This window comes from Dietzia sp. NPDC055340 (assembly GCF_053645335.1).
The window spans coordinates 109,296-131,108 of record NZ_JBSHML010000005.1 but is presented as its reverse complement, the minus strand read 5'-3'; the positions used below and the strand labels follow the sequence as shown (position 1 = coordinate 131,108).

22 protein-coding genes are annotated in these 21,813 nt (G+C 69.1%); 11 read left to right on the top strand and 11 right to left on the bottom strand.

From position 1 onward, the window contains the following. The first annotated feature begins 2 nt into the window (after nucleotides 1-2). Together ACWIFB_RS05085 and ACWIFB_RS05080 are read left to right on the top strand one after the other, a co-directional pair. Nucleotides 3-1,208, top strand: a complete 1,206-nt coding sequence (locus tag ACWIFB_RS05085) for an acyl-CoA dehydrogenase family protein (RefSeq protein WP_344995833.1) — start codon at nucleotides 3-5, stop codon at nucleotides 1,206-1,208. A 95-nt stretch (nucleotides 1,209-1,303) separates the two neighbouring features. Then, nucleotides 1,304-2,446, top strand: coding sequence for a thiolase family protein (locus ACWIFB_RS05080; RefSeq protein ID WP_454057525.1), 1,143 nt, complete (start codon nucleotides 1,304-1,306; stop codon nucleotides 2,444-2,446). 313 nt (nucleotides 2,447-2,759) lie between these two features. On the opposite strand, the gene ACWIFB_RS05075 is transcribed toward ACWIFB_RS05080, so the two are convergent. Next, nucleotides 2,760-3,869, bottom strand: coding sequence for a zinc-binding dehydrogenase (locus ACWIFB_RS05075; protein WP_454057524.1), 1,110 nt, complete (start codon nucleotides 3,867-3,869; stop codon nucleotides 2,760-2,762). A gap of 123 nt (nucleotides 3,870-3,992) precedes the next feature. Here ACWIFB_RS05075 and ACWIFB_RS05070 point away from each other — a divergent pair, with 123 nt between their 5' ends. Continuing rightward, nucleotides 3,993-5,162: an acyl-CoA dehydrogenase family protein gene (locus ACWIFB_RS05070; protein ID WP_454057523.1), complete on the top strand. Its 1,170-nt coding sequence runs from the start codon at nucleotides 3,993-3,995 to the stop codon at nucleotides 5,160-5,162. A gap of 199 nt (nucleotides 5,163-5,361) precedes the next feature. Next, nucleotides 5,362-6,105, top strand: a complete 744-nt coding sequence (gene fabG, locus ACWIFB_RS05065) for a 3-oxoacyl-ACP reductase FabG (protein ID WP_454057522.1) — start codon at nucleotides 5,362-5,364, stop codon at nucleotides 6,103-6,105. Nucleotides 6,106-6,121: 16 nt separating this feature from the next. On the opposite strand, the gene ACWIFB_RS05060 is transcribed toward fabG, so the two are convergent. Together ACWIFB_RS05060 and ACWIFB_RS05055 are read right to left on the bottom strand one after the other, a co-directional pair. Continuing rightward, nucleotides 6,122-6,889 (bottom strand): FadR/GntR family transcriptional regulator, encoded by a 768-nt coding sequence (locus ACWIFB_RS05060; RefSeq protein ID WP_452100285.1) that lies wholly within the window; start codon nucleotides 6,887-6,889, stop codon nucleotides 6,122-6,124. Beyond that, complete coding sequence (locus ACWIFB_RS05055) at nucleotides 6,886-7,917, bottom strand: MaoC family dehydratase (RefSeq protein WP_454057521.1); 1,032 nt, start codon at nucleotides 7,915-7,917, stop codon at nucleotides 6,886-6,888. Before ACWIFB_RS05055 ends, ACWIFB_RS05060 begins: the two co-directional genes overlap by 4 nt. Nucleotides 7,918-7,982: 65 nt before the next feature. Here ACWIFB_RS05055 and ACWIFB_RS05050 point away from each other — a divergent pair, with 65 nt between their 5' ends. The 3 genes from ACWIFB_RS05050 (at nucleotide 7,983) to ACWIFB_RS05040 (ending at nucleotide 11,188) form a co-directional block, all read left to right on the top strand. Then, the gene (locus ACWIFB_RS05050) at nucleotides 7,983-9,137 is read left to right on the top strand and encodes an acyl-CoA dehydrogenase family protein (RefSeq protein WP_454057520.1); all 1,155 of its coding nucleotides are present in this window, start codon (nucleotides 7,983-7,985) and stop codon (nucleotides 9,135-9,137) included. Then, on the top strand, nucleotides 9,134-9,598 hold the full coding sequence (locus ACWIFB_RS05045) for a MaoC family dehydratase (RefSeq protein ID WP_452100282.1): 465 nt from the start codon (nucleotides 9,134-9,136) through the stop codon (nucleotides 9,596-9,598). The genes ACWIFB_RS05050 and ACWIFB_RS05045 overlap by 4 nt, the downstream gene beginning before the upstream one ends. 234 nt (nucleotides 9,599-9,832) lie before the next feature. Then, the gene (locus tag ACWIFB_RS05040) at nucleotides 9,833-11,188 is read left to right on the top strand and encodes a PhoH family protein (RefSeq protein WP_454057519.1); all 1,356 of its coding nucleotides are present in this window, start codon (nucleotides 9,833-9,835) and stop codon (nucleotides 11,186-11,188) included. Between the two features lie 71 nt (nucleotides 11,189-11,259). Here the strand turns inward: ACWIFB_RS05040 and ACWIFB_RS05035 are convergent, their stop codons facing one another. Then, the gene (locus ACWIFB_RS05035; protein ID WP_452100280.1) at nucleotides 11,260-12,663 is read right to left on the bottom strand and encodes a class II fumarate hydratase; all 1,404 of its coding nucleotides are present in this window, start codon (nucleotides 12,661-12,663) and stop codon (nucleotides 11,260-11,262) included. A gap of 146 nt (nucleotides 12,664-12,809) precedes the next feature. Then, complete coding sequence (glpX, locus tag ACWIFB_RS05030; RefSeq protein WP_452100279.1) at nucleotides 12,810-13,811, bottom strand: class II fructose-bisphosphatase; 1,002 nt, start codon at nucleotides 13,809-13,811, stop codon at nucleotides 12,810-12,812. A 148-nt stretch (nucleotides 13,812-13,959) separates the two neighbouring features. Here glpX and ACWIFB_RS05025 point away from each other — a divergent pair, with 148 nt between their 5' ends. After that, nucleotides 13,960-14,520, top strand: a complete 561-nt coding sequence (locus ACWIFB_RS05025) for a DUF4245 domain-containing protein (protein ID WP_230930625.1) — start codon at nucleotides 13,960-13,962, stop codon at nucleotides 14,518-14,520. A 25-nt stretch (nucleotides 14,521-14,545) separates the two neighbouring features. Here the strand turns inward: ACWIFB_RS05025 and ACWIFB_RS05020 are convergent, their stop codons facing one another. From ACWIFB_RS05020 to ACWIFB_RS05010, 3 genes are read right to left on the bottom strand one after another with little or no spacing between them, the layout of a single operon-like run. Continuing rightward, nucleotides 14,546-14,779, bottom strand: a complete 234-nt coding sequence (locus tag ACWIFB_RS05020; protein WP_452100278.1) for an exodeoxyribonuclease VII small subunit — start codon at nucleotides 14,777-14,779, stop codon at nucleotides 14,546-14,548. Further along, the gene (gene xseA / locus ACWIFB_RS05015; RefSeq protein ID WP_454057518.1) at nucleotides 14,779-16,098 is read right to left on the bottom strand and encodes an exodeoxyribonuclease VII large subunit; all 1,320 of its coding nucleotides are present in this window, start codon (nucleotides 16,096-16,098) and stop codon (nucleotides 14,779-14,781) included. The genes ACWIFB_RS05020 and xseA overlap by 1 nt, the downstream gene beginning before the upstream one ends. Then, complete coding sequence (locus tag ACWIFB_RS05010) at nucleotides 16,095-16,445, bottom strand: hypothetical protein (protein ID WP_452100276.1); 351 nt, start codon at nucleotides 16,443-16,445, stop codon at nucleotides 16,095-16,097. The genes xseA and ACWIFB_RS05010 overlap by 4 nt, the downstream gene beginning before the upstream one ends. A gap of 71 nt (nucleotides 16,446-16,516) precedes the next feature. On the opposite strand from ACWIFB_RS05010, the gene ACWIFB_RS05005 reads away from it, so the two are divergent. After that, on the top strand, nucleotides 16,517-17,503 hold the full coding sequence (locus tag ACWIFB_RS05005) for a 4-hydroxy-3-methylbut-2-enyl diphosphate reductase (RefSeq protein WP_230930621.1): 987 nt from the start codon (nucleotides 16,517-16,519) through the stop codon (nucleotides 17,501-17,503). Between the two features lie 64 nt (nucleotides 17,504-17,567). Here ACWIFB_RS05005 and ACWIFB_RS05000 read toward each other — a convergent pair whose 3' ends face one another. Both ACWIFB_RS05000 and ACWIFB_RS04995 read right to left on the bottom strand, forming a co-directional pair. Then, entirely contained in the window at nucleotides 17,568-18,056 is a 489-nt protein-coding gene (locus ACWIFB_RS05000; protein ID WP_452100275.1) for a DUF6542 domain-containing protein, read from the bottom strand. 11 nt (nucleotides 18,057-18,067) lie between these two features. Next, nucleotides 18,068-19,567, bottom strand: a complete 1,500-nt coding sequence (locus tag ACWIFB_RS04995) for an AI-2E family transporter (protein ID WP_454057517.1) — start codon at nucleotides 19,565-19,567, stop codon at nucleotides 18,068-18,070. A 98-nt stretch (nucleotides 19,568-19,665) separates the two neighbouring features. Between ACWIFB_RS04995 and ychF the strand changes: the two genes are divergently transcribed. Then, complete coding sequence (gene ychF, locus ACWIFB_RS04990) at nucleotides 19,666-20,745, top strand: redox-regulated ATPase YchF (protein ID WP_452100273.1); 1,080 nt, start codon at nucleotides 19,666-19,668, stop codon at nucleotides 20,743-20,745. A gap of 9 nt (nucleotides 20,746-20,754) precedes the next feature. Here ychF and ACWIFB_RS04985 read toward each other — a convergent pair whose 3' ends face one another. Beyond that, complete coding sequence (locus ACWIFB_RS04985) at nucleotides 20,755-21,102, bottom strand: VOC family protein (protein WP_454057516.1); 348 nt, start codon at nucleotides 21,100-21,102, stop codon at nucleotides 20,755-20,757. Nucleotides 21,103-21,254: 152 nt separating this feature from the next. Between ACWIFB_RS04985 and ACWIFB_RS04980 the strand changes: the two genes are divergently transcribed. Continuing rightward, a complete protein-coding gene (locus ACWIFB_RS04980) occupies nucleotides 21,255-21,791 on the top strand; it encodes a dihydrofolate reductase family protein (protein WP_454057515.1) in 537 nt (178 codons plus the stop codon). Nucleotides 21,792-21,813 lie beyond the last annotated feature (22 nt).

The window sequence follows — 21,813 nt, the reverse complement described above, 5'->3', positions numbered from 1 at the left end:
CAATGGAATTCGCACACAGCCAGCGCAGCCTCGAGCTGCAGGAGAACATGTGGGAGTTCATGCGCGAGCATGTCTTCCCGGCCGAGCCCGTGTGGAAGGAATACCTGCGCGAGCATGGTGACAACGCCTACCCGCCTGTCATGGAGGACCTCAAGACCGAGGCCCGCCGGCGCGGGCTGTGGAACCTCTTCCTGCCCGAGTGGTCGGGGATCTCCAATCTTGAGTTCGCCGCCGTCTCCGAGATCACCGGCTGGTCGCCGGTCATCGCCCCCGAGGCCATCAACTCGCAGGCCCCGGATACCGGGAACATGGAGACCTTCCACCTGTTCGGCACCGATGAGCAGAAGGCCGCCTACCTGGAGCCGCTCAAGGCCGGCACCATGCGCTCGGCGTACGTCATGACCGAGCCGGACGTGGCCTCCTCCGATGCCACCAACGTGCAGACCGTCATCCGCCGCGAAGGCGACGAGTACGTGATCAACGGCCGCAAGTGGTGGATCACCGGCGTGGCCGACACCCGCTGCGAGATCCTCATCGTCATGGGCAAGACCGACCCGGAGGCGGACACCCACCGCCAGCAGTCGATGGTGCTCGTGCCGCGGGACACTCCGGGCCTGACCATCGAGCGCAACCTGCCGCTGTTCGGCTACCAGGACCAGCACGGCCACTGCGAACTGGTGTTCAAGGACGTCCGCGTGCCGGTCGAGAATCTACTGGGTGAGGAGGGCGCGGGGTTCGCGATCGCCCAGGCGCGGCTCGGGCCGGGCCGTATCCACCACGCGATGCGGGCGATCGGCATGGCCGAGCGGGCTCTGGCCCTGATGGTGGATCGTGCCAAGTCGCGTCACGCGTTCGGCGGCTACCTGTCCGATCAGGGTGTGGTGCAGGAGCACATCGCCAATTCGCGCATCGAGATCGACCAGGCGCGTCTTCAGGTGCAGCACTGCGCCTGGATGATCGACACCGTGGGTGCCAAGGACGCGCGCTTCGAGATCTCCGCCATCAAGGTGATCGCCCCGCAGGTCGCCTGCGCGGTGATCGACCGGGCGATCGAGATCTTCGGTGGCGCCGGGGTCTCGGACGACACGCCGCTCGCGTACTTCTATGCGTGGGCGCGGGCGCTGCGGATCGTCGACGGCCCGGACGCCGTGCATCGCCGCACCATCGCGCGCGGTGAGCTGCGCAGGACCCCGCCGTACATCGGCTGAGAACAGCCCACCGCCGACACACGGCCACTACTAGGATGTCCCACTAACGGGGCCGCGGCCCGTGCCGGGGCCATTTCGGACAAGGAGAACACCATATGGGTGCAGTGATTGTGGAGGCCGTGCGCAGTGCGGTTGGTAAGCGTAAGGGCGGTCTGGCCGGCGTTCATCCCGCCGACCTGTCGGGCACGGTGCTGAGCGGGCTCGTCGAGCGCGCGGGCCTGGACCCGGCCGCGGTCGAGGACGTCATCTGGGGTTGTGTCACCCAGGCCGGTGAGCAGGCCGGCGACATCGCCCGGACCGCTGCTCTGTCGGCCGGCTGGCCGGAGACGGTCAACGGTGTGACGATCGACCGCCAGTGCGGCTCGTCGCAGCAGGCAGTGAGCTTCGCCGTCGCGGTGATCGAGTCGGGTTACCAGGACGTCGTTGTCGCCGGTGGCGTCGAGTCGATGACCCGCGTCCCGATGGGGTCGCACGTCTCGGCCGAGTCGTTCCCGTACGGCGAGAAGTTCATGACCCGCTACAACGGCATAGCCCCCAACCAGGGCGTCGGTGCCGAGATGATCGCCGAGCGCTGGGGCTTCTCGCGCACCCTGCTCGACGAGTTCGCGGTGGCCTCGCACGAGAAGGCCGCCGCCGCGCAGGATGCCGGCTTCTTCGCCGGTCACATCATCCCGGTTCAGACCCCCGACGGGATGTTCGACACCGACCAGGGCATCCGCCGCGGCAGCACCGTGGAGGGCCTGGCCGGGCTCAAGACCCCGTTCAAGGAGGACGGTGTCATCCACGCGGGCAACGCCTCGCAGATCTCGGACGGCGCCTCGGCCGTGCTGGTGATGAGCGAGGAGGCCGCCGCCAAGTACGGGTGCACGCCCATCGCGCGGGTGCACACCGCGACGCTGGCCGGCGACGACCCGGTCATCATGCTGACCGCCCCGATCCCGGCGACCGCCAAGGCCCTGCAGAAGTCGGGTCTGTCGATTGACGACATCGGGGTGTTCGAGGTCAACGAGGCGTTCGCGTCCGTGCCCATGGCGTGGCTCGTCGAGACCGGCGCCGACCCGGCCAAGCTCAACCCCAACGGCGGCGCGATCGCGCTCGGTCACCCGCTCGGTGGCTCGGGCGGCCGCCTGATGTCCGACATGATCGCGCATATGCGTAACCAGGGCATCAAGTACGGCCTGCAGACGATGTGTGAGGGCGGCGGCCAGGCCAACGCCACCATCATCGAGCTGCTCTGAGCCTCGCTGCACGAGCCGGCAGCATCACATTTCGACCCCGGTCGCCCGTCAACGGCGGCCGGGGTCGCGGCGTCAGACGCCGGCGTTCGGTGCCGCCCCTCATCGAGAAGTGGATTCGGCTCACATAGCTCGAGTGACTTTGTGCCAAACCCTCTGCCGGATGAGCTTGTGCCGTGGGCAGGCCGCGGGAATGCGGTGGAGATGCCAGTAGGGATGCGGAAAAAATGCGGTAGGGATGCGGTGAGGACGCGATGGATCGACGGTGCGAGTCAGGAGCGCCGGGGTCAAGGACGCGGGCGTCAGGCGGGTACGGCTACCCGACACCGCCGGTGAGGACCACCGCGCGGCCGAGGATCTCGCCGCGGTCCAGCGCCTCGTAGGTGTCGGGCGCCTCATCGAGGCCCACGCGCCGTGAGATGACGCCGCTCAGGTCGAGCTTGCCCGCCGCGAGCATGCGGATGAGGTCGGGTACATCGCGCCGGGCGCGGGCCCCGTAGGAGCCCTTGATCTGGATCTTGCGCCGGACGATGCGGGCGAGGTCCACGTCGAGGGTGGTTCCCGCCGGAGGGATGCCGACGACGACGGCGCGGCCGCCCTCCCGGGTGATGTCCACGGCCAGAGTGGTGGTGCTCGCCGAGCCCAGGGCCTCGAACGCCACGTCGACCCCGCGGCCGCCGGTGATCTCCGCGACCGCCTCGGCGGCATCGGTGTGGGACGAATTAACGGTGTGTGTTGCGCCCATTCGACGGGCGAGAGCCAGCTTGTCGTCGTCGACATCGATGGCGACGACCGCCTCGGCGCCACTGGCGGCCGACAATTGCACGATGTTCTGTCCGACCCCTCCCACGGCGATCACCGCCACCGACTCACCGGTCCGCACCTCACCCACGTTGCGAACCGCACCATAGGCGGTGAACAGCGAGCACCCCAGAATCGCGGTGTCGGTGAGGTCGAGCTCGTCCGGCAGGCGGAACACGCTCGTGGCGGGGGTGACGCTGTACTCGGCCATCCCGCCCATCGAGTACATCGACAGCGGCTCGCCGGAGGGGCGGTGCAGGCGGGTCTCGCCGTCGTACAGCGTGCCGCGCAGGCGGTTGTACGCGAAGAACGTCGAGCACAGGTCCTCCATCCCGCGCGCGCAGTTCTCGCAGGTCCCGCACGGCATGATGAACGAGCCCACCACCCGGTCACCCGGCCCGACGTTGGTCACCCCGGCGCCGACCTCGGCGACGATGCCGGAGATCTCATGGCCCAACACGCCCGGCAGTGGGAAGCCGACCTCGCCCTTCATCACGTGCAGGTCCGTGTGGCAGACCCCGCAGGCATGGTTGTGTACCAGCACCTCGCCCGCGCGGGGGGAGGGGATGGGGATGTCCTCGATCACCAGCGGCGATCCGGTCTCGACACATACGGCGGCCTTCATGGTGGCGACACTACTCAGTTGCCGCGGAGCTGTCGGCGGATCACAAACGATGATAATAGTTGCTAGCGTACATTCGGGCCGGGGCGAATCGGTCTCGAGTAGGACGAACGGGCGGAGGGCACGATGGAGGTCGGGGCCGAGGACTTCGCGGACATCCTCGCGGCGACGCGGGACTTCATCCGGACGGAACTGGTCCCCCGCGAGCAGGAGTTCGCCGACGCCGATGCGATCGACGAGGCCACCCGGGCCGCTCTGGCCGACATGGGACTGTTCGGCTACGCGATCCCGCAGCAGTGGGGCGGGCTGGGGCTGGACCTGCGGCAGGACGTGGAACTGGCGATGGAGTTCGGCTACACCAGCCTGGCCGTCCGGTCGCAGTTCGGGACCAACAACGGCATCGCCGGCCAGGTGCTGGTCGACTTCGGCACCGACGAGCAGAAGCGACAGTGGCTCGGCCGGATCGCCTCCGGCGAGGTGATCGCGTCCTTCGCCCTGACCGAGGACGGCGCCGGGTCCAACCCCGCCGGGTTGGCGACCAGGGCGGTCCGGGACGGCGACGACTGGGTGATCGACGGGACCAAGAGATTCATCACCAACGCCCCCTCGGCCGGGCTGTTCGTGGTGTTCGCCCGCACGCGGCCCGCTGACGCGGCGGGCACGGGGATCGCCGTGTTCCTCGTCCCCGCGGAAGCACCGGGCGTCTCGGTGGGGCCGAAGGACGTCAAGATGGGCCAGGAGGGCGCCTGGACCGCCGAGGTCGTGTTCCGGGGTGTGCGGGTGCCGGACTCCGCGGTGGTCGGTGGCGACGTGGATGCCGGCTACCGTGCGGCCATGACCTCGCTCGCCCGCGGCCGGGTTCATATCGCCGCCGTGGCCGTGGGCTCCGCGCAGCGCGTTCTGGACGAATCCGTCGCCTACGCCGCCGCGACCACCCAGGGCGGCCGGCCGATCGGCGAATTCCAGCTGGTCCAGGCGATGCTCGCGGAGATGCAGACAGGCGTCATGGCCGGACGGGCGCTGGTCCGCGACGCAGCCGACAAATGGGTGACCGGGGAGGATCGCCGGATCGCGCCGTCCGTGGCGAAGCTGTACTGCACCGAGATGGCCGGCACGGTCGCCGATCTCGGTGTCCAGGTCCACGGCGGGACCGGCTACATGCGCGGCGTGACCGTCGAACGGATCTACCGCGACATCCGGTTGCTGCGCCTCTACGAGGGCACGAGCGAGATCCAGAAGCTCATCATCGGAGGCGGTCTGGTGCGCGCCGCGGTCAGAGCGGCGGGACCCGGATGAGCGGCCTGCCACTGGGCGGACGTACTCCGTGCGCGCAGGGACGGTCTCGTCGTCGTCACCATCTCCGGCTACGGCGGCGCCGGGCCGTACACCCTCGGACGTTTGCGGACGTAGAGCTGCCGATGGGCGCGGTTCCGGCGCTCGGGGAACACACAGAGGCGGTCCTGGCGGAGCTGGGACCCGACGGGAAAGAGGGGACATGACGGGACTTCTCGAGGGCAGAACCGCGGTGGTCACGGGCGGCGCCCGTGGAATCGGGCTGGAGATCGCGCGCACCTTCATCGAGGAGGGCGCGCGGGTGGTCCTCGGCGATATCGACGACGACGCCGGCGCCGCGGCCGTCGCCGAGCTCGGCGGTGACGGCGTGGCCCGCTACATCCGTTGTGATGTTCGGGACGGGGTCGCAGTCGAGGCGATGATCGACGCCGCGGAGGACGCGTTCGGCCCCCTCGGGGTCTTCGTCAACAACGCCGGGGTGACCCGGGATGCGACGATGCGCAAGATGACCGAGGAGCAGTTCGACGACATCATCGCGATCCACCTCAAGGGGACCTGGAACGGCACCCGCGCCGCCGCCGGCCGCATGCGAGCCCACGGGTCCGGCGCGATCGTCAACATCTCGTCGATCTCCGGCAAGGTCGGACTGGTCGGCCAGACCAACTACTCCGCCGCCAAGGCGGGGATCGTGGGGCTGACCAAGGCCGCGGCCAAGGAGGTCGCGTTCGCCGGAGTGCGGGTCAACGCCGTGCAGCCCGGGCTCATCCGGACCGCCATGACGCTGGCGATGCCCGAACACATATGGGACGAGAAGATGAAGGAGATCCCGATGGGCCGCGCCGCCGAGCCGGCGGAAGTGGCCCGGGTGGTGCTGTTCCTGGCCAGCGACATGTCCAGCTATATGACCGGCACGGTCCTCGAGGTCACCGGCGGCCGACACATCTGAGGCCGCCGCTGGCGGCTCAGCCGCCCAGGTCCCAGCGGATCGGCTGCTCGAGCGCCGAGCGGTACCGCTTCTCCAGGTAGACCGTGTGGTCGGTGATGTGTCTGGACATGAGCTCGGAGGCGGCGTCGGCGTCGCGGGCGGCTATCGCGGTGTAGATCTCCTCGTGGATCGCACATGTGTGGTCGCGTTGCCGCCTCGGGTACCGGATCCCCATCGTGGCCCCGGCGAGGATGCCGACCATCGCGTCGAAGAGGTACCCGAACAAGGTGTTGCCCGAGCCCCACGCGATGAGGGCGTGGAAGCGCTCCGACTCGGCGGTGAAGGAGGCGGTGTCCGCGCTCCCGGCACGAAGAGCGTCGACGTTGGCGCCGAGTTCCTCGAGGGCCTCGGGGCTCATCCGCTGCGCCGCGAGTCGCGCGATGGAGGGTTCCATGACCGAGCGCGCCTCCATGATCGTGGCGAACGGCGCGTTCTCGAACTGCAGGAGCAGGCTCAGGGAGGCGGCGAGGGTCCCGGCGTCGGGTTGCTGGACGATCGGGCCGCCACCGGGCCCGGGCTTGAGGGTGATCGCGCCCTGGAGTTCCAGGTAACGCAACGATTCGCGTAGCGTTCCGCGGCCGACGCCGTACTCCTCGAGCATGAGGTGCTCCGGCGGCAGGCGGTCGCCGACGGTGTTGCCGCGCCGGGCGATGTCCTCGATGATCTGCTTGGCCACCAGCAGAGCCGTCTTCTGCGGGCGCGTGACGCCGCCGGCTCTCCGGGGCGTACCGGGGGAGGAGGTCATGAGGGCATCAGGACGGTGTACGCCCAATCCAGGACGTCGACATCCCCGTCGCTTCGGTGGGCGCGCACGAGCGATCGCAGTTCGAGTGCGGCGCCGCCCCCGTCCAACCGCGTGCTCTCGCCGATGATCACATCGCTGGACACCGTGTCCCCCTCGTAGACCGGTCCGGTGTGGTCGCACGACTGCCAGCCCAGGACGGTGAGCATCGACGGCAGCATGCGTGTCGCCTGGGCCAGGGCCAGTCCTATGGTGTGCCCTCCGTAGACCAGTCTGCGCCCGCCGGCCGCGCGGTGATCGTGGTGTACCTCGGCCAGATTGAGTGTGAGACGGGCGAGTTCCGGCGCGCTCGAGACCACATCGGCGCCCGATCGCAGGACCGTGCCGGCGGTCGGGGCTCCTTCGTCCGTACCCGGGACGAGAGCGGGATACGCGGTGAGATCCCAGTCGTCCGGGACCGACCAGGTGGAGCGGGGCTCGTGGCCGAACGAGGCCGGGTCGTCGGGCTGGTCGGCTGTGCCAGGATCTCCCTCGCCCGTGCCGGACCGTCGGGGCAGCATCGCGCAGCGGTGGAAATCCAGGACCGTCTGCTCGTGCTGGTCGGTCGTCGTCATACGCAGGACCGCCAATCCGGTGGGCGGGCGATCGTCCCTGTTGCGGTTGGGCTTCAGTCCCACCACCTCGGTGCGGGTCGTCAGGGTGTCGCCGATGCGGGCGAAGCGGTGGAAGCGTAGCCCGCGGTAGAACAGGTTGGCTCTGACCCGGTGCGTGACGACGGTGGACTGACCGATCGCGACATCGGTGACCAGGCCCGGGTGGGCGAGCGGTCCACCGGTGACCGCGGTGGCCAGCACGCGATCGAGGGGGAGCCGGAGGCGGTCGCCCAGAACAGCCTGGTGGGCGGCGGCGAGTCCGTCGGTGAGGGTCAGCGACGGACTGTGGAACATCTGCCCCTTCCGCAGGTCGTCGAAGAACGGGCCGCCGAAGCGGACGGGACTCCTTCCCGGTTCATCGTCTCGGGCTGTAACCATGCGAATGATTATGTCGTACATTGGTCCCGGACGGGCAGAGGCCAGACGAGTGGAGCGGGGCGCGCGTGTCGGAGCTGAGCGACGAAGAGACCTATCTGATCGCCACCGTCCGCGACTTCATCGACCGGGAGGTCAAGCCGTCCGTCCGCGGGATGGAGCAGGCGGATCGGTACCCGGAGCGCTGGATCGAGCAGATGAAGCAGATCGGCATCTATGGTCTGGCCGTCTCCGAGGAGTACGACGGTACCCCGGTGTCCATGCCGTGCTACGTGAAGGTGACCGAGGAACTCGCGCGCGGTTGGATGACCCTGGCGGGCGCGCTGGGTGGACACACGGTCGTCGCGACACTGCTGACCCGGTTCGGGACCGAGGAGCAGAAGAGAACCTATCTACCTCTGTTGGCGACCGGCGAGATGCGCGCGACGATGGCGCTCACCGAGCCCGCCGGGGGTTCCGATCTGCAGGCCATGACCACCGTCGCCCGGCGGGACGGCGACGACCTTGTGATCACCGGGGCCAAGATGTTCATCACCAATGCCCGCCGGTCCGGGCTCATCGCGCTGCTGTGCAAGACCGACCCGGAGGCGACTCCCCGGCACCGCGGGATGTCGATCGTGCTGGTCGAGCACGGGCCCGGGTTGACCGTCTCCCGCGATCTGCCCAAACTCGGCTACAAGGGTGTGGAGACCTGCGAGCTCTCGTTCGACGGCTACCGTACCCCGGCCACCCGGATCCTCGGCGGAGAGCGGGGCAGGGGCGTCGGGCAGATGATGACGGGGCTGGAGACCGGACGGATCCAGGTGGCGAGCCGGGCCCTCGGCGTGGCGGCGGCCGCGCTCGAGGACTCACTGGACTACGCGCAGGAGCGCGAGTCGTTCGGCCAGCCCATCTGGAAACACCAGGCCGTGGGACACCACCTGGCAGATATGGCCACCAAGCTCACCGCCGCCCGGCAGCTGACCCTGTCGGCCGCGAGGAAGTTCGATGCGGGCCAGCGCTGCGACATGGAGGCGGGCATGGCCAAACTGTTCGCCTCCGAGGTGGGGATGGAGATCGCGCTGGACGCGGTCCGTATCCACGGCGGCTACGGCTACTCCACCGAGTTCGACGTCGAACGCTACTTCCGCGACGCCCCGCTGATGATCGTCGGCGAGGGCACCAACGAGATCCAACGCAACGTCATCGCGGCACAACTCGTCGCACGAGGAGGACTGGAATGACCACAGCACCCCGGGTGTTCGAGGGGATCGCGGGAATCGAGGCCGCGATAGGGGAGCACGTCGGCTACAGCTCCTGGATGGAGATCACGCAGGAGCGGGTGGACGCCTTCGCCGATGCCACCGGTGATCACCAGTGGATCCACGTCGACCCGGTCCGCGCGGCCGAGGGCCCCTACGGCGCGACCATCGCGCACGGCTATCTCACCCTGTCGTTGGTGCCGCTGCTCGGCGCCGAGGTCATGGAGATCCGGGGCTTCGGGATGATGATCAATTACGGGCTCGACAAGGTCCGCTTTCCTGCTGCCGTGCCCGTCGGGTCCCGGATCCGGGCCGGCATCGAACTCACCTCGTTGCAGCGCAAGACCTCCGGCGTCCAGCTCAACAGCCTCGTCACCGTCGAGATCGACGGCGCGGACCGCCCCGCGCTCGTCGCCGAGACCGTCCGCCTGATGGTCGAGTGACGACAGCGGACTGGCAGGAGTGCGGAGTTCACCTCAACTTAACTACAGGGATGTGATTCCGGCGTAGCGTCAGGCCCAACGGTCGGTGGGGAAGCCGACCGTCGGGAGGTCCCAGCCGATGATCGACGAACGCGATCGGGAGGGGGCCGGCACCCGGCCCCGTCACCACCCGGTGACCTGGCCCGACCGGTCCATCCCGAACCGCCTGCGGGTGCCGCGGGTCAGGAGCGCGCCGTGACCGACACCGTACGTACCTACGTCCTCGACACCTCGGTTCTGCTGTCCGATCCGTGGGCCGTCACCCGCTTCGCCGAGCACCACGTGGTGCTGCCCATCGCGGTGATCGGGGAACTCGAGGCCAAGCGTCACCACCCCGAGCTGGGCTACTACGCCCGCGAGGCGCTACGTCTGCTGGAGGACCTGCGGCTGCGCAACGGCCGACTCGACGGCGACCTCATCGTCACCGATGTCGGCGGCACCCTGCGCGTCGAGCTCAACCACACCGACCAGTCCGTCCTGCCCTCGGGCTTCCGCAACACCGGGAACGACTCCCGCATCCTGGCGTGCGCGCTCAACCTGCGGGCCGAGGGCGCCGAGACCGTCCTGGTGTCCAAGGACATCCCGCTGCGCGTCAAGGCCGGGTCCGTGGGGCTGCCGGCGGATGAGTACCACGCCCAGGACGTCGTGCTCACCGGGTACCGCGGCGTCGACGATCTGCCCACCGCCCAGGAGCTCGTCGACGGATTGTTCGCCGACGGACGGGTGAGCCCCCTGGCGGCCCGCGCCGCCGGACTCGACGCCGCCACGCCCGTGCACTGCGGCGTACGCGTGCAGACCGAATCCTCGTCGGCACTGGCGCGGGTGACCGACGACGGTGGGCTCCGGCTCGTCCGCGGCGACGTCGAGGTATTCGGCCTGCGCGGGCGCTCCGCAGAGCAGCGCATCGCGATCGACTGCCTGTTGGACGAGTCGATCGGGATCGTGTCCCTCGGTGGTCGCGCGGGCACGGGCAAGTCGGCACTCGCCCTGTGTGCCGGACTGGAGTCGGTTCTCGAGCGGCGCCGGCACCGCAAGATCGTCGTGTTCCGGCCCCTCTACGCGGTCGGCGGTCAGGAACTCGGCTACCTGCCCGGCAGCGAGTCGGAGAAGATGTCACCCTGGTCGCAGGCCGTGTTCGACACGCTCGAGGGCCTGGTCAGCGAGAACGTCATCGACGAGGTCATGGACCGCGACATCCTCGAGGTGCTTCCCCTGACCCATATCCGCGGGCGGAGTCTGCACGATTCGTTCGTGATCGTCGACGAGGCGCAGTCACTCGAGCGCAACGTCCTGCTCACCGTGCTGTCCCGCCTCGGTAGCGGGTCCCGGGTCGTTCTCACCCACGACGTCGCCCAGCGCGACAACCTGCGCGTCGGCAGGCATGACGGGATCCAGGCGGTGGTCGAGAAGCTCAAGGGGCACCCGCTGTTCGCCCACGTCACGCTGAGCCGGTCGGAGCGGTCGGCGATAGCCGAGCTCGTCACCACGATGCTCGAGGAGTTCCATCCCGACGGCACCCCGGGGGAGCTGCGGCGCATCCGCGCGGCCTGACCCACGCGTCAGCACCCCACCCGGCCGGGAGAGAGGGCCGGGCAGGGGGCTGACACCCGGAGGTCGTCGTCTCAGCGCTCGCGGTCGAGCCCGGTCATCCCCAGCACGTCGAGCCGACGGTCGAGCTCCTCCTCGCTCAACGGATCCGGCACGAAACCGAGCGCGATGACGGCCTCGCGGATCGTCATCCCCTCGGCGAGGGCGTGCTTGGCCACACGCGCGGCCTCCTCGTAGCCGATCGCTGAGTTGAGCGGGGTGACGATCGACGGGGAGGATTCGGCCAGCCGGCGCATCCGGTCGGCATCCGGCTCGATCCCGTCGATGCACCGCTGCGCGAACAACTCGGACGAGGTCGATAGGATCCGCACCGACTCGAGAACATTGCGGGCCATCAGCGGGATGGCGGTGTTGAGCTCGAACGCTCCGCTGGCACCGGCCCAGGCGACCGCGGCGTCGTTGCCCACCACCTGTGCGGCGACCTGCGCGACCGTCTCACACAGGACAGGGTTGACCTTGCCTGGCATGATGGAGGATCCGGGCTGCAGGTCGGGGAGATGCACCTCGGACAGGCCGGTCATGGGGCCGGAGCCCATCCATCGGATGTCGTTCGCGATCTTGGTCAGCGACACCGCGACGGTGCGGAGTGCGCCCGACAGCTCGACCAGCCCGTCGCGGGCGGACTGCGCCTCGAAGGGGTCCACGGCCAACCGCAGCTCCTCCAGCCCGGTGAGGGAGCGCAGCTCCTCGACGACCGCCGAACCGAAGCCGTCAGGGGCGTTGAGTCCGGTGCCGGCCGCGGTGCCGCCGATCGGTAACTCGCCCACGCGGGGCAGTGTCGCGCAGACCCGTTCGATCCCGGCCCGGATCTGACGGGCGTACCCGCCGAACTCCTGGCCCAGCGTCACCGGGACCGCGTCCATGAGATGGGTGCGGCCGGCCTTGACGACCTCGCGCCACTGCTCCGACCTGGCCTCGAAGGACTCGGCCAGCACGGTCAGCGCCGGGATGAGATCGCCGATCACGACCTCGGTCGCCGCGACATGGGTTGCCGTGGGGAACGTGTCGTTCGACGACTGCGACATGTTCACGTCGTCGTTCGGATGGACCGTCACGCCCGCGTCGGCGCACAGTGAGGCGATGACCTCGTTGGTGTTCATGTTGGAACTGGTTCCCGAGCCGGTCTGGAACACGTCCACCGGGAAGTGCTCGTCCACCTCGCCCTCGGCGATCCGGTCGGCGGCCGCCACGATCGCATCGACTTTTGCCCGGTCGAGCAGACCGAGTTGGCCGTTGACGGCCGCGCACGCGGACTTGAGCAGACCGAGCGCGCGGATCTGGGCGCGCTCCAGGCCCCGGCCCGAGACGGGGAAGTTCTCCACGGCGCGCTGGGTCTGCGCCCGCCACAAGGCGTCGACGGGCACCCGCACCTCGCCCATCGTGTCGTGTTCGATTCGGAATCCACTCTGATCGGCCATGTTCGCCAGAGTAGGCGCGCCCGGCGCTCTCCGCAGGGGAGCGGCGCGCTCTTGCGCGCGCCCGCCACGAAAAGAGCTTTCCGCACACGCCTTCTTGGACGACGTGTGCGGAACGCTCTTATGGACGGAACCGTCAGCCGGTGGTGTCAGGCGTCCTGGCCGTAGTCGACCGCCGAGAACTCGCGAAGCTTCTCCATCTTGTGGCGACCCTCGACGTGGCGGACCGTGCCCGACTTAGAGCGCATGACGAGAGAGCGGGTGATGGCGCCGTTGGCGCGGTAGCTGACGCCGCGCACCATGTCGCCGTTGGTGATGCCGGTGGCGGCGAAGAAGCAGTTGTCGCCCTTGACCAGGTCGTCGGTGGTGAGGATGGCGTCGACATCCAGACCGGCGTCGACGGCCTTCTGACGCTCGGCGTCGTCCTGGGGCCACAGCTGGCCCTGGATCTCGCCGCCCATGCACTTCATGGCGCAGGCCACGATGATGCCCTCCGGGGTACCGCCGACGCCCATGAGCATGTCGACCGAGCTGCCGTCGGTGGCGGTGGCGACCGCACCCGCGACGTCACCATCCATGATCAGACGGACCTTGGCGCCGGCGGCGCGGATCTCGGCGATCAGCTCCGCGTGGCGGGGGCGGTCCAGGACGCAGACCGTCAGGTCGCCCACATCGATGTTCTTGGCCTCGGCGACCGAGCGGATGTTCCACTCCGTGGACTCGGCCAGGTCGATCTTGCCGACGGCCTCGGGGCCCACGGCGATCTTGCGCATGTAGAACACCGCCGACGGATCGAACATCGCGCCGCGCTCGGCCACCGCGATCACGGCGATCGAGTTGGGGCGCCCCTCGGCCATGAGGCGCGTGCCGTCGATCGGGTCCACGGCCACGTCGACGGCGGGCCCGGAGCCGGTGCCGACCCGCTCGCCGTTGTAGAGCATGGGCGCCTCGTCCTTCTCGCCCTCGCCGATCACCACGACGCCGTCCATCTCGACCGTCGAGATGAGCTCGCGCATCGCGTCGACCGCGGCGCCGTCGCCACCGTTCTTGTCACCCCGCCCGACCCAGCGGCCGGCCGCCAGCGCGGCGGCCTCGGTCACGCGGACCAACTCCATGGCGAGATTTCGATCAGGGCGCTTGGCGTCAGACATGTATCGTCGGGCTCCTCGGATTGGCTCCGCGCGCGGGCGATGACGGGCGCGGCTCGGCTGTGGTGGTCGACACTCATTGTTCCACGTCGGGGGCAGTGCCGTAGACCGACCGTCGGTCGCGCGGCGGCGAGGTGGGATACTGGCGGTCGTGGCCGAGGCGAAACCGAGAATCCTGCAGGGCAACCGCGACATGTTCTGGTCGGTGGTGGTGCTCATGGTGATCGTCGGCGTCTTCGCCGGCGTCGCCGGACAATGCGCCTTCTCGCCGTCCGGGCCGGAGCAGGGCCCGATCCGCGAGTTCGACGCCGCGGCGTCGCTCGCCGAGGACGCCCGCACCCTCGACTTCCCGATCCGTTCGCCCGAGGTCCCCGAGGGATGGACGTCGAACTCCGGTCGCGTCCAGTCGCTGGGCGGATTCACCTCCAGCCACGTCGGCTGGGTGACGGGGGAGCGCAGCTACATCGAGCTCGTCCAGACCGACGCGCCGGAGGACGTGGTCCGGATGGTCGACGGCGAGCCGCGTCCGAGCCGCACCATGGTGCCGATCTCGGGCCGCGAGTGGTCCGTCTACAACGGGGACGACGTGCGTCCTGTCTGGGTGCTCGACACCGGAGACACGCGGGTCGCCGTGACCGGCTCCGCGCCGAACTCCGATTTCGAGACCATGGCCACCGCGGTGCAGGACTCCGAGCCGCTGCCTACCGGCTAGCGGCACCCGGTCGGGGCCGCCAGCTTCAGCCGCGGTCGGCGTCGGCTCCGTCGTCCTCGCCCAGAACCGCGTCGATGCGCTTGCGCGCGCCGTCCAGGTGCTCGGTGCACCGCGCGGCGAGCTCCTCGCCCCGCTCCCACAGCGCCAGCGACGAGTCGAGGTCCTGTCCGCCGGCCTCGAGGATCCGCACCACCTCGATCAGTTCGTCGCGGGCCTTCTCGTATCCGAGTTCGGAGACGGGGATCTGTTCGTCGGACATCAGGACTGCTCCTCGGAGGTGGGGGAGGTGGGCGAGGTGGGGTCGGGATCCGGTGCCCGGGTGGGACGGCCGGCGGCCGGGGTGGCGCCGAGCACCGCGGCGGAGAGTGCGCCGTCGGAGACCCGGATGCGCAGCTGCGAGCCGGGCGGGGCGTCGGCGATGGACGAGACCACTCGGCCGTCGTTCGGGCCCGCCACGGACTGCACTACCGCGTAGCCCCGGGCGAGCGTGGCCGCCGGGCCCAGGGTGGTCAGTCGCGCTGACAGGTGGCCCAGCGACGTGGACTCCGAGTCGATGATGCGGGTGATGTCGCGGCGGGCGGCGCGTAGTGCCTCGGCCACGATCTCGGCTCGCGAGTCCACGAGTCCGTGCGGGTTGGCCATGCAGGGGCGGGAACGCACCGCGGTGAGCTGGTGCTGCTCGCGGTCCACCCAGGCGCGCAGGGCCCGCGCGGTACGGGCGCGCGCCTCGGCGATGCGGCGCCGCTCCTCGACCACGTCGGGAACGACCCGCTTGGCCGCGTCGGTGGGCGTGGCGGCGCGCAGGTCGGCCACCAGATCGGACAGGGGGGAGTCCGGCTCGTGGCCGATCGCGCTGACCACCGGCGTGCGGCACGTGGAGATGGCACGGATCAGCGCCTCGTCGGAGAACGGCAGGAGGTCCTCGACGGAGCCGCCGCCGCGCGCGAGGATGATGACGTCGACGACGGGGTCGGCATCGAGCTCCGCCAGCGCATCGAGGATCTGGGGCACCGCCGAGACGCCCTGGACGGCGGTGTTGCGGACCGCGAACCGGACGTCGGGCCAGCGACCCCGGGCCACCTCCACGACATCGCGCTCGGCGGCACTCGCGCGTCCGGTGATCAGACCCACGCAGGCGGGCAGGAACGGCAGCGGGCGCTTCAGACGCGGATCGAACAGCCCCTCGGCGGACAGGGCCTGCTTGAGCCGCTCGATCCGGGCGAGCAGCTCGCCCACGCCGACCGGACGGATCTCCGAGACCTGCAACGAGAATGAGCCGCGACCAGTGTAGAAGCGCGGGGTGCCGCGGATCACGACCCGGCTGCCCTCGGTGACCGGCACCGGCGCCTCGGAGATGAGGCGAGGCGGGCAGGTGAGGGTCAACGAGTTGTCGACCGACGGGTCCCGGAGCGTCAGGAACGCGGTGCGTGTGCCCGGGCGCAGACTCAACTGGGTGATCTGGCCCTCGACCCAGACCGCGCCCAGCCGGTGGATCCACGCGGCGATCTGGTCGGAGACGACCCGCACCGGCCACGGCTGTTCCGGGCTGCTCTTGGCCCCGGGTGCCGAGCCGCTCACGGGTGCCGGGGGGAGACGCGGCCGGACGGGACGTCGGCGCCACCCGCATCCGCCTCGCCGGTCATCGGATCGTCGGTCACGAGGTCCTCGTCGAACGTCGCCCACTCGGGCTGGTCGGTGCGCGCGGGAAACACTGCCGCGATCACCCGGTCACCCTTGACCGCGAGATCGGTGAGCCGCTGACCTGCGTGGAGGTACGACTGGACGAGGGAGCCGGCGAGCTTGACCGGGACGCCGGGAATCGTGGACACCGCGTCCGCCGCACGACCTGGCAGCGCCACGACACCCTCCACCGCGGTGGCGGCGAGGCCGATCGTGGCACGGGTGAGGAACAGGGGGCGGAGCATGCGAACCTTCCTGCCGGGGGAGGCCCGGAGACGTAATGGTCGAAATCCAGTATGAACCGTACCCTGGGGTCATGACCGAGCAGACCGACATGATCGCCGAACCGGCAACCAAGCGAGTGCTTCTCGCGGAACCGCGTGGCTACTGTGCCGGTGTCGACCGGGCCGTCGAGACCGTGGAGAAGGCACTGGAGAAGCACGGTGCCCCGCTGTACATGCGCAAGGAGATCGTCCACAACAAGTACGTGGTGGAGCAGTTCACCGACCGTGGCGTGATCTTCGTCGACGAGACCGATGAGGTCCCCCGCGGAGCCAACCTCGTGTTCTCCGCACACGGCGTTTCCCCCGCCGTCCGCGATAGTGCCAAGAGTCTCGAGCTCCGCACATTCGATGCGACCTGCCCGCTGGTGACCAAGGTGCACACCGAGGTCAAGCGCTTCGCCCGCGAGGGCTACCAGATCCTCCTCGTGGGCCACGAGGGGCACGAGGAGGTCGAGGGCACCGCGGGTGAGGCACCCGACGTGGTGACCCTGGTCGACGGACCCGATTCCGTGGACGCCCTGGACGTGCCGGTCGACACGGAGAAGCTCATCTGGCTCTCCCAGACCACGCTGAGCGTGGACGAGACCATGGAGACGGTGCGTCGCCTCAAGGCGAAGTACCCCACGCTCATCGATCCACCCTCGGACGACATCTGTTATGCCACGCAGAACCGGCAGAGCGCGGTCAAGGCGATGGCCCCCGACTGTGACCTGGTGATCGTGGTGGGGTCGACCAACTCCTCCAACTCGGTGCGCCTCGTCGAGGTGGCCCTCCAGGCCGGCGCGCGCGACGCACACCTGGTGGACTACGCCAAGGAGATCGACCTGTCGTGGCTCGAGGGAGTGACCACCGTGGGTGTCACCTCAGGCGCCTCGGTGCCCGAGATCCTCGTGCGCGGTGTGGTGGACCTGCTCGCCGAGCACGGCTACAACGACGTCGACACCGTACGTACCGCGCAGGAGACGATCACGTTCGCGCTGCCGCGCGAGCTCCGGATCACCGAGAAGAACAAGGCCTGATCGGATTTTTCCCGCGGGAGTTGATCGGCCTCTCCGACACGACGCGCCCCGGGCGCGCCCGGCCTCAGCGGCGGGCGTGTGCCGGGGCGCTCCGCTGGGGACGCGCGACGGGCCGCGAGTTCCGTGGCTCCAGGACGTAGGCGCGGATCAGCGCGAGCGCGATCACCACGACGGTGGTGGTGATCATCAGGGGAAACCGGGTGGCCAGGGGCAGACCGATCGAGATGATCTGGGTGCGGGAGAACAGCCCCGAGCCCCCGCCCACGCCGGCGATCACGTAGACGAGCGGCACCAGGATCGCCATCACGATCGGCGGCTGCACGCCGGCGACGAACAGCGAACGGCGCGAGACCATCAACACCGCGAGGACGCAGCCGACGAAGAACAAGACGGTGAACGCCGCACCGAGCTCACCGGAGAGCGAATCGATCGCCACCCCGGTCAGCGAGATGGCCACCGTCAGCAGGACCGCAGTCCATGCGGGCAGTCCACGCATCGAGGACACGACGGACCTCTCGTCCGCCGGCACCCGTCCACTCCTGCGTCTACTCACGGGACAAGACTCTAACCCTCGAGCCTGCGAGCGAGGAATCGACCGAAGCGGCGCAGCGGGTTCGGCTTCTGCTCCGCGGGCGACGGGCGGTTACCGGTCACGGCGTCCGGATCGACCGGGCCGGGCTCGGGAAGCTCACCCTGTGTCGGCACCAGATCGTCGCCGCCGGGAGCGGTGGCGGCGTTGTCGTCGTCGTCCCCGACACTCTCGCCGGTGCCCGTGGCGACGCGCCCGCCCGCGGTTCCCGTCGCGGCGATGTGGGGCTTCTCGTCGATCATCCCGGCCATGATCGCGCTGCTGCTCTTGCGCAGCGGAGCGAACCGCGAGCTGGACATCTCGCCGAGCCACGCCGTGAGTCGGCCCTCATCCGTCGCGGAGGCCAGATCCGATGCCGTGACGTCGCCCGTGCGCAGGTCGATCTGCTCGCCGAGGTACCTCAGGATCACCGCGACCACCGCCAGCACGGGCACGGCGAGGAACGCGCCGATGATGCCGAACAGGGTGCCACCCGCCGCGACGCCCAGCAGGACCACGACCGGGTGCAGGTTCATGGCGCGGGACTGCAGGATCGGCTGGAGCACGTTGCCCTCCAGCTGCTGCACCGCGATGATCACGACGAGCACGATGATCGCCGTGGTCAAACCGTTGGCCACCAGCGCGATGAGCACCGCGAGCGCGCCGGCCGTGAACGCACCCACGATGGGGATGAAGCCGGCGATGAACGTGATGACCGCCAGCGCCCACGCCAGCGGCACGCCGAGGATCACCAGCGCGAGTCCGATGAGCGCCGCGTCGACGAACGAGACGATCGCCTGGGTACGGATGTACCCGCCCAGGGTGTTCCAGCTGCGGGTGAGCACCTCGGTGAGGTGACGGCCCGCGTTGCGGCCCGCGACCCGGCGCACCATCGGCAGGAACCGCGGCCCATCCTTGATGAAGAAGAACGTGAGGACCAGGACCATGACGACGGTGACGACGAGCGAGCCGACGGCGCTCACACCGGTGAACACGCCGTTGGCGATCTGGTCACCGCGGTCCTGAAGGGTGGTGCTGAGCTGGTTGAGAACCCCGTCGAGCTGCTCGTCCCGGATGTTGAGCGGGGGCCCGCGCAGCCAGTCCTGCACCGTGCCGATCGCCTCCGACGTCTGGTCGGCCAGCTGGACGCTCTGCTCGACGATCGACGGCGCGATGAGGGCGATCACTCCGGCGACGACGCCCAGCGATCCGAGGATCGAGATGAGCGCGGCGAGGGACTTGGGGACGTGGTGTCTCGTCATCCAGCCCGTCGGCGGCCACAGCACGGTGGCGACGATGAGCGCCAGCAGGATCGGCAGAATGCCGACCCACAGGGCGCCGCCGACCCGGGACAGCAGCCAACCGGCCACCAGGACGATGGCCAGGCGCAGTGCCCAGTCCGTGAGCCAGCGGCCCCCGATCCCGAGTAGTACTGAACGGTCGACATGCTGGTCGTCGGAGTCCTGCGTGGGCGGACGTACCGGCTCGTCACTCATGGGGTTCATGATGTCAGAGGGAGCGGCGGTGTGCTGCCGGACACCGGCGTGGGTGGCGAGGCGGGCCGGCAGGGGAGTGGGACGTAGACTCGGGTCCCGTGAGCCTCACCCTCGGAATCGTCGGACTGCCCAACGTCGGGAAGTCGACCCTGTTCAATGCCCTGACGAACAACGACGTACTCGCGGCGAACTATCCGTTCGCCACGATCGAACCCAACGTCGGCGTCGTGGACCTGCCCGATCCGCGGCTGAACCGCCTGGCCGAGATCTTCGGCTCGGAGCGGATCCTGCCGGCCGTGGTGTCCTTCGTGGACATCGCCGGCATCGTCAAGGGCGCGAGCACCGGTGAGGGAATGGGCAACAAGTTCCTCGCGAACATTCGCGAGGCCGACGCCATCTGCCAGGTGGTGCGGGTGTTCGACGACCCGGACGTCATCCACGTCGACGGCAAGGTCGACCCGATGTCCGACATCGAGGTGATCGCCACCGAGCTGATCCTCGCGGACCTCGAGACGGTCGAGAAGGCCATCCCGCGCCTGGAGAAGGACTCCCGCAAGGACAAGTCACTCGCGCCGGTCCTGGACGAGGTCCGCAAAGCTCAGGCCGTGCTAGGGGAAGGCCGGACCCTGTTCAAGGCGCAGGACGAGATCGACCGCGGACTGCTGCGCGACCTGCACCTCATGACGGCGAAGCCGTTCCTGTATGTGTTCAACGCCGACGAGGCGGTGCTGACCAGCGACGAGCGCAAGGCCGAGCTGACCGCCGCCGTGGCGCCGGCCGACGCCGTGTTCCTCGACGCCAAGGTCGAGGCCGAGCTGCTCGAGCTCGACGAGGACGACGCCATGGAGCTCCTCGAGTCGATCGGCCAGACCGAGCCCGGCCTCGCGGCACTCGCCCGCGCCGGGTTCCACACCCTCGGGTTGCAGACCTACCTCACCGCCGGCCCCAAGGAGTCGCGCGCCTGGACCATCCGCAAGGGCGACACCGCGCCCAAGGCGGCCGGCGTGATCCACACCGACTTCGAGAAGGGCTTCATCAAGGCCGAGATCGTGTCGTTTTCCGACCTCGACGAGCACGGTTCCATGGCTGCTGCGAAGGCCGCCGGCAAGGTCCGTATGGAGGGCAAGGACTACGTGATGGTCGACGGAGACGTGGTGGAGTTCCGGTTCAACGTGTGAGTCGGGCGGTCACCGAGCATGCGTGCCGACGTTGATCACATTGCCTGACGCGTCGCGGTAGAAGAACCGGGCGACGCCCCATTCTTCTGTCGTGAGAGGGTGCACGATCTCGAGACCTGCCGCCACGGTGCGGTCGTACGCGGTCTGGACGTCATCCACGAAGACGGAGACGTCGGGGTTCTCGGGAGCTGTGTCATCGGCGGTGATCAGGCTCAGCTGATGGCCTGCAGAGTCAGCCAGCGTGACGATCCACCCGTGGTCCATGACGACTTCGAGCCCTAGTACCGTGACGTGTTCATTGACCGCCCGTCCGAGGTCTGTGACCGTCAGATCGGGAACGATTCGTTCGATGCTCATGACAGCACCGTCGCCCCCTGCGATTCGCCGCACAAGAGAATGGTGTGTGCCGGGGCTCGGTGGGATGCCGGTTTACCATGCAGTAACCGGGACATCGCGCACCTCGATCCGGATCCGATCACGCGGAACCGCCGCGCCTCAGGAGGGCTTCCATGACCCGCTACCGCTACTTCACAGCCTCGACCCTCGATGGGTTTCTGGCCGACGATGAGCACTCCCTGGACTGGCTGTTCAAACACGATATCGACGAGAACGGGCCGGACAGCATCGCGGCGTTCCTCGTCGATGTGGGGGCCCAGGTCATGGGCTCGTCCACGTATATGTGGGTGCTTCAGCACGACCGTGAGTGGCTGCCGGAGATCCCCACCTTCGTGTTCACCCACCGCAGTCTGGAGGCGGTGAACGAGCATGTTTCCTTCGTCGCCGGGGACCCTGCGGATCATCGCGGGGCTCTTGAATCCGCGGCCGGCGGCCGCGATGTGTGGGTGATGGGGGGTGGTGGCATCGCGGCCGAATTCGCCGGGGCCGGGATGCTCGACGAGGTGGTGGTCTCGATCGCGCCCGTGACCCTCGGTTCGGGAAAGCCGCTGTTCGGCGGTGCCTTCGATCTCGAACTCAAGGGGTGCGAGCGGAACCGTGACTTCGTGGTGGTCCGGTACGACGTCCAGGGGCCACTGACAAGCCCTTGAAAACGCGCGCGGTCGAGCCCAG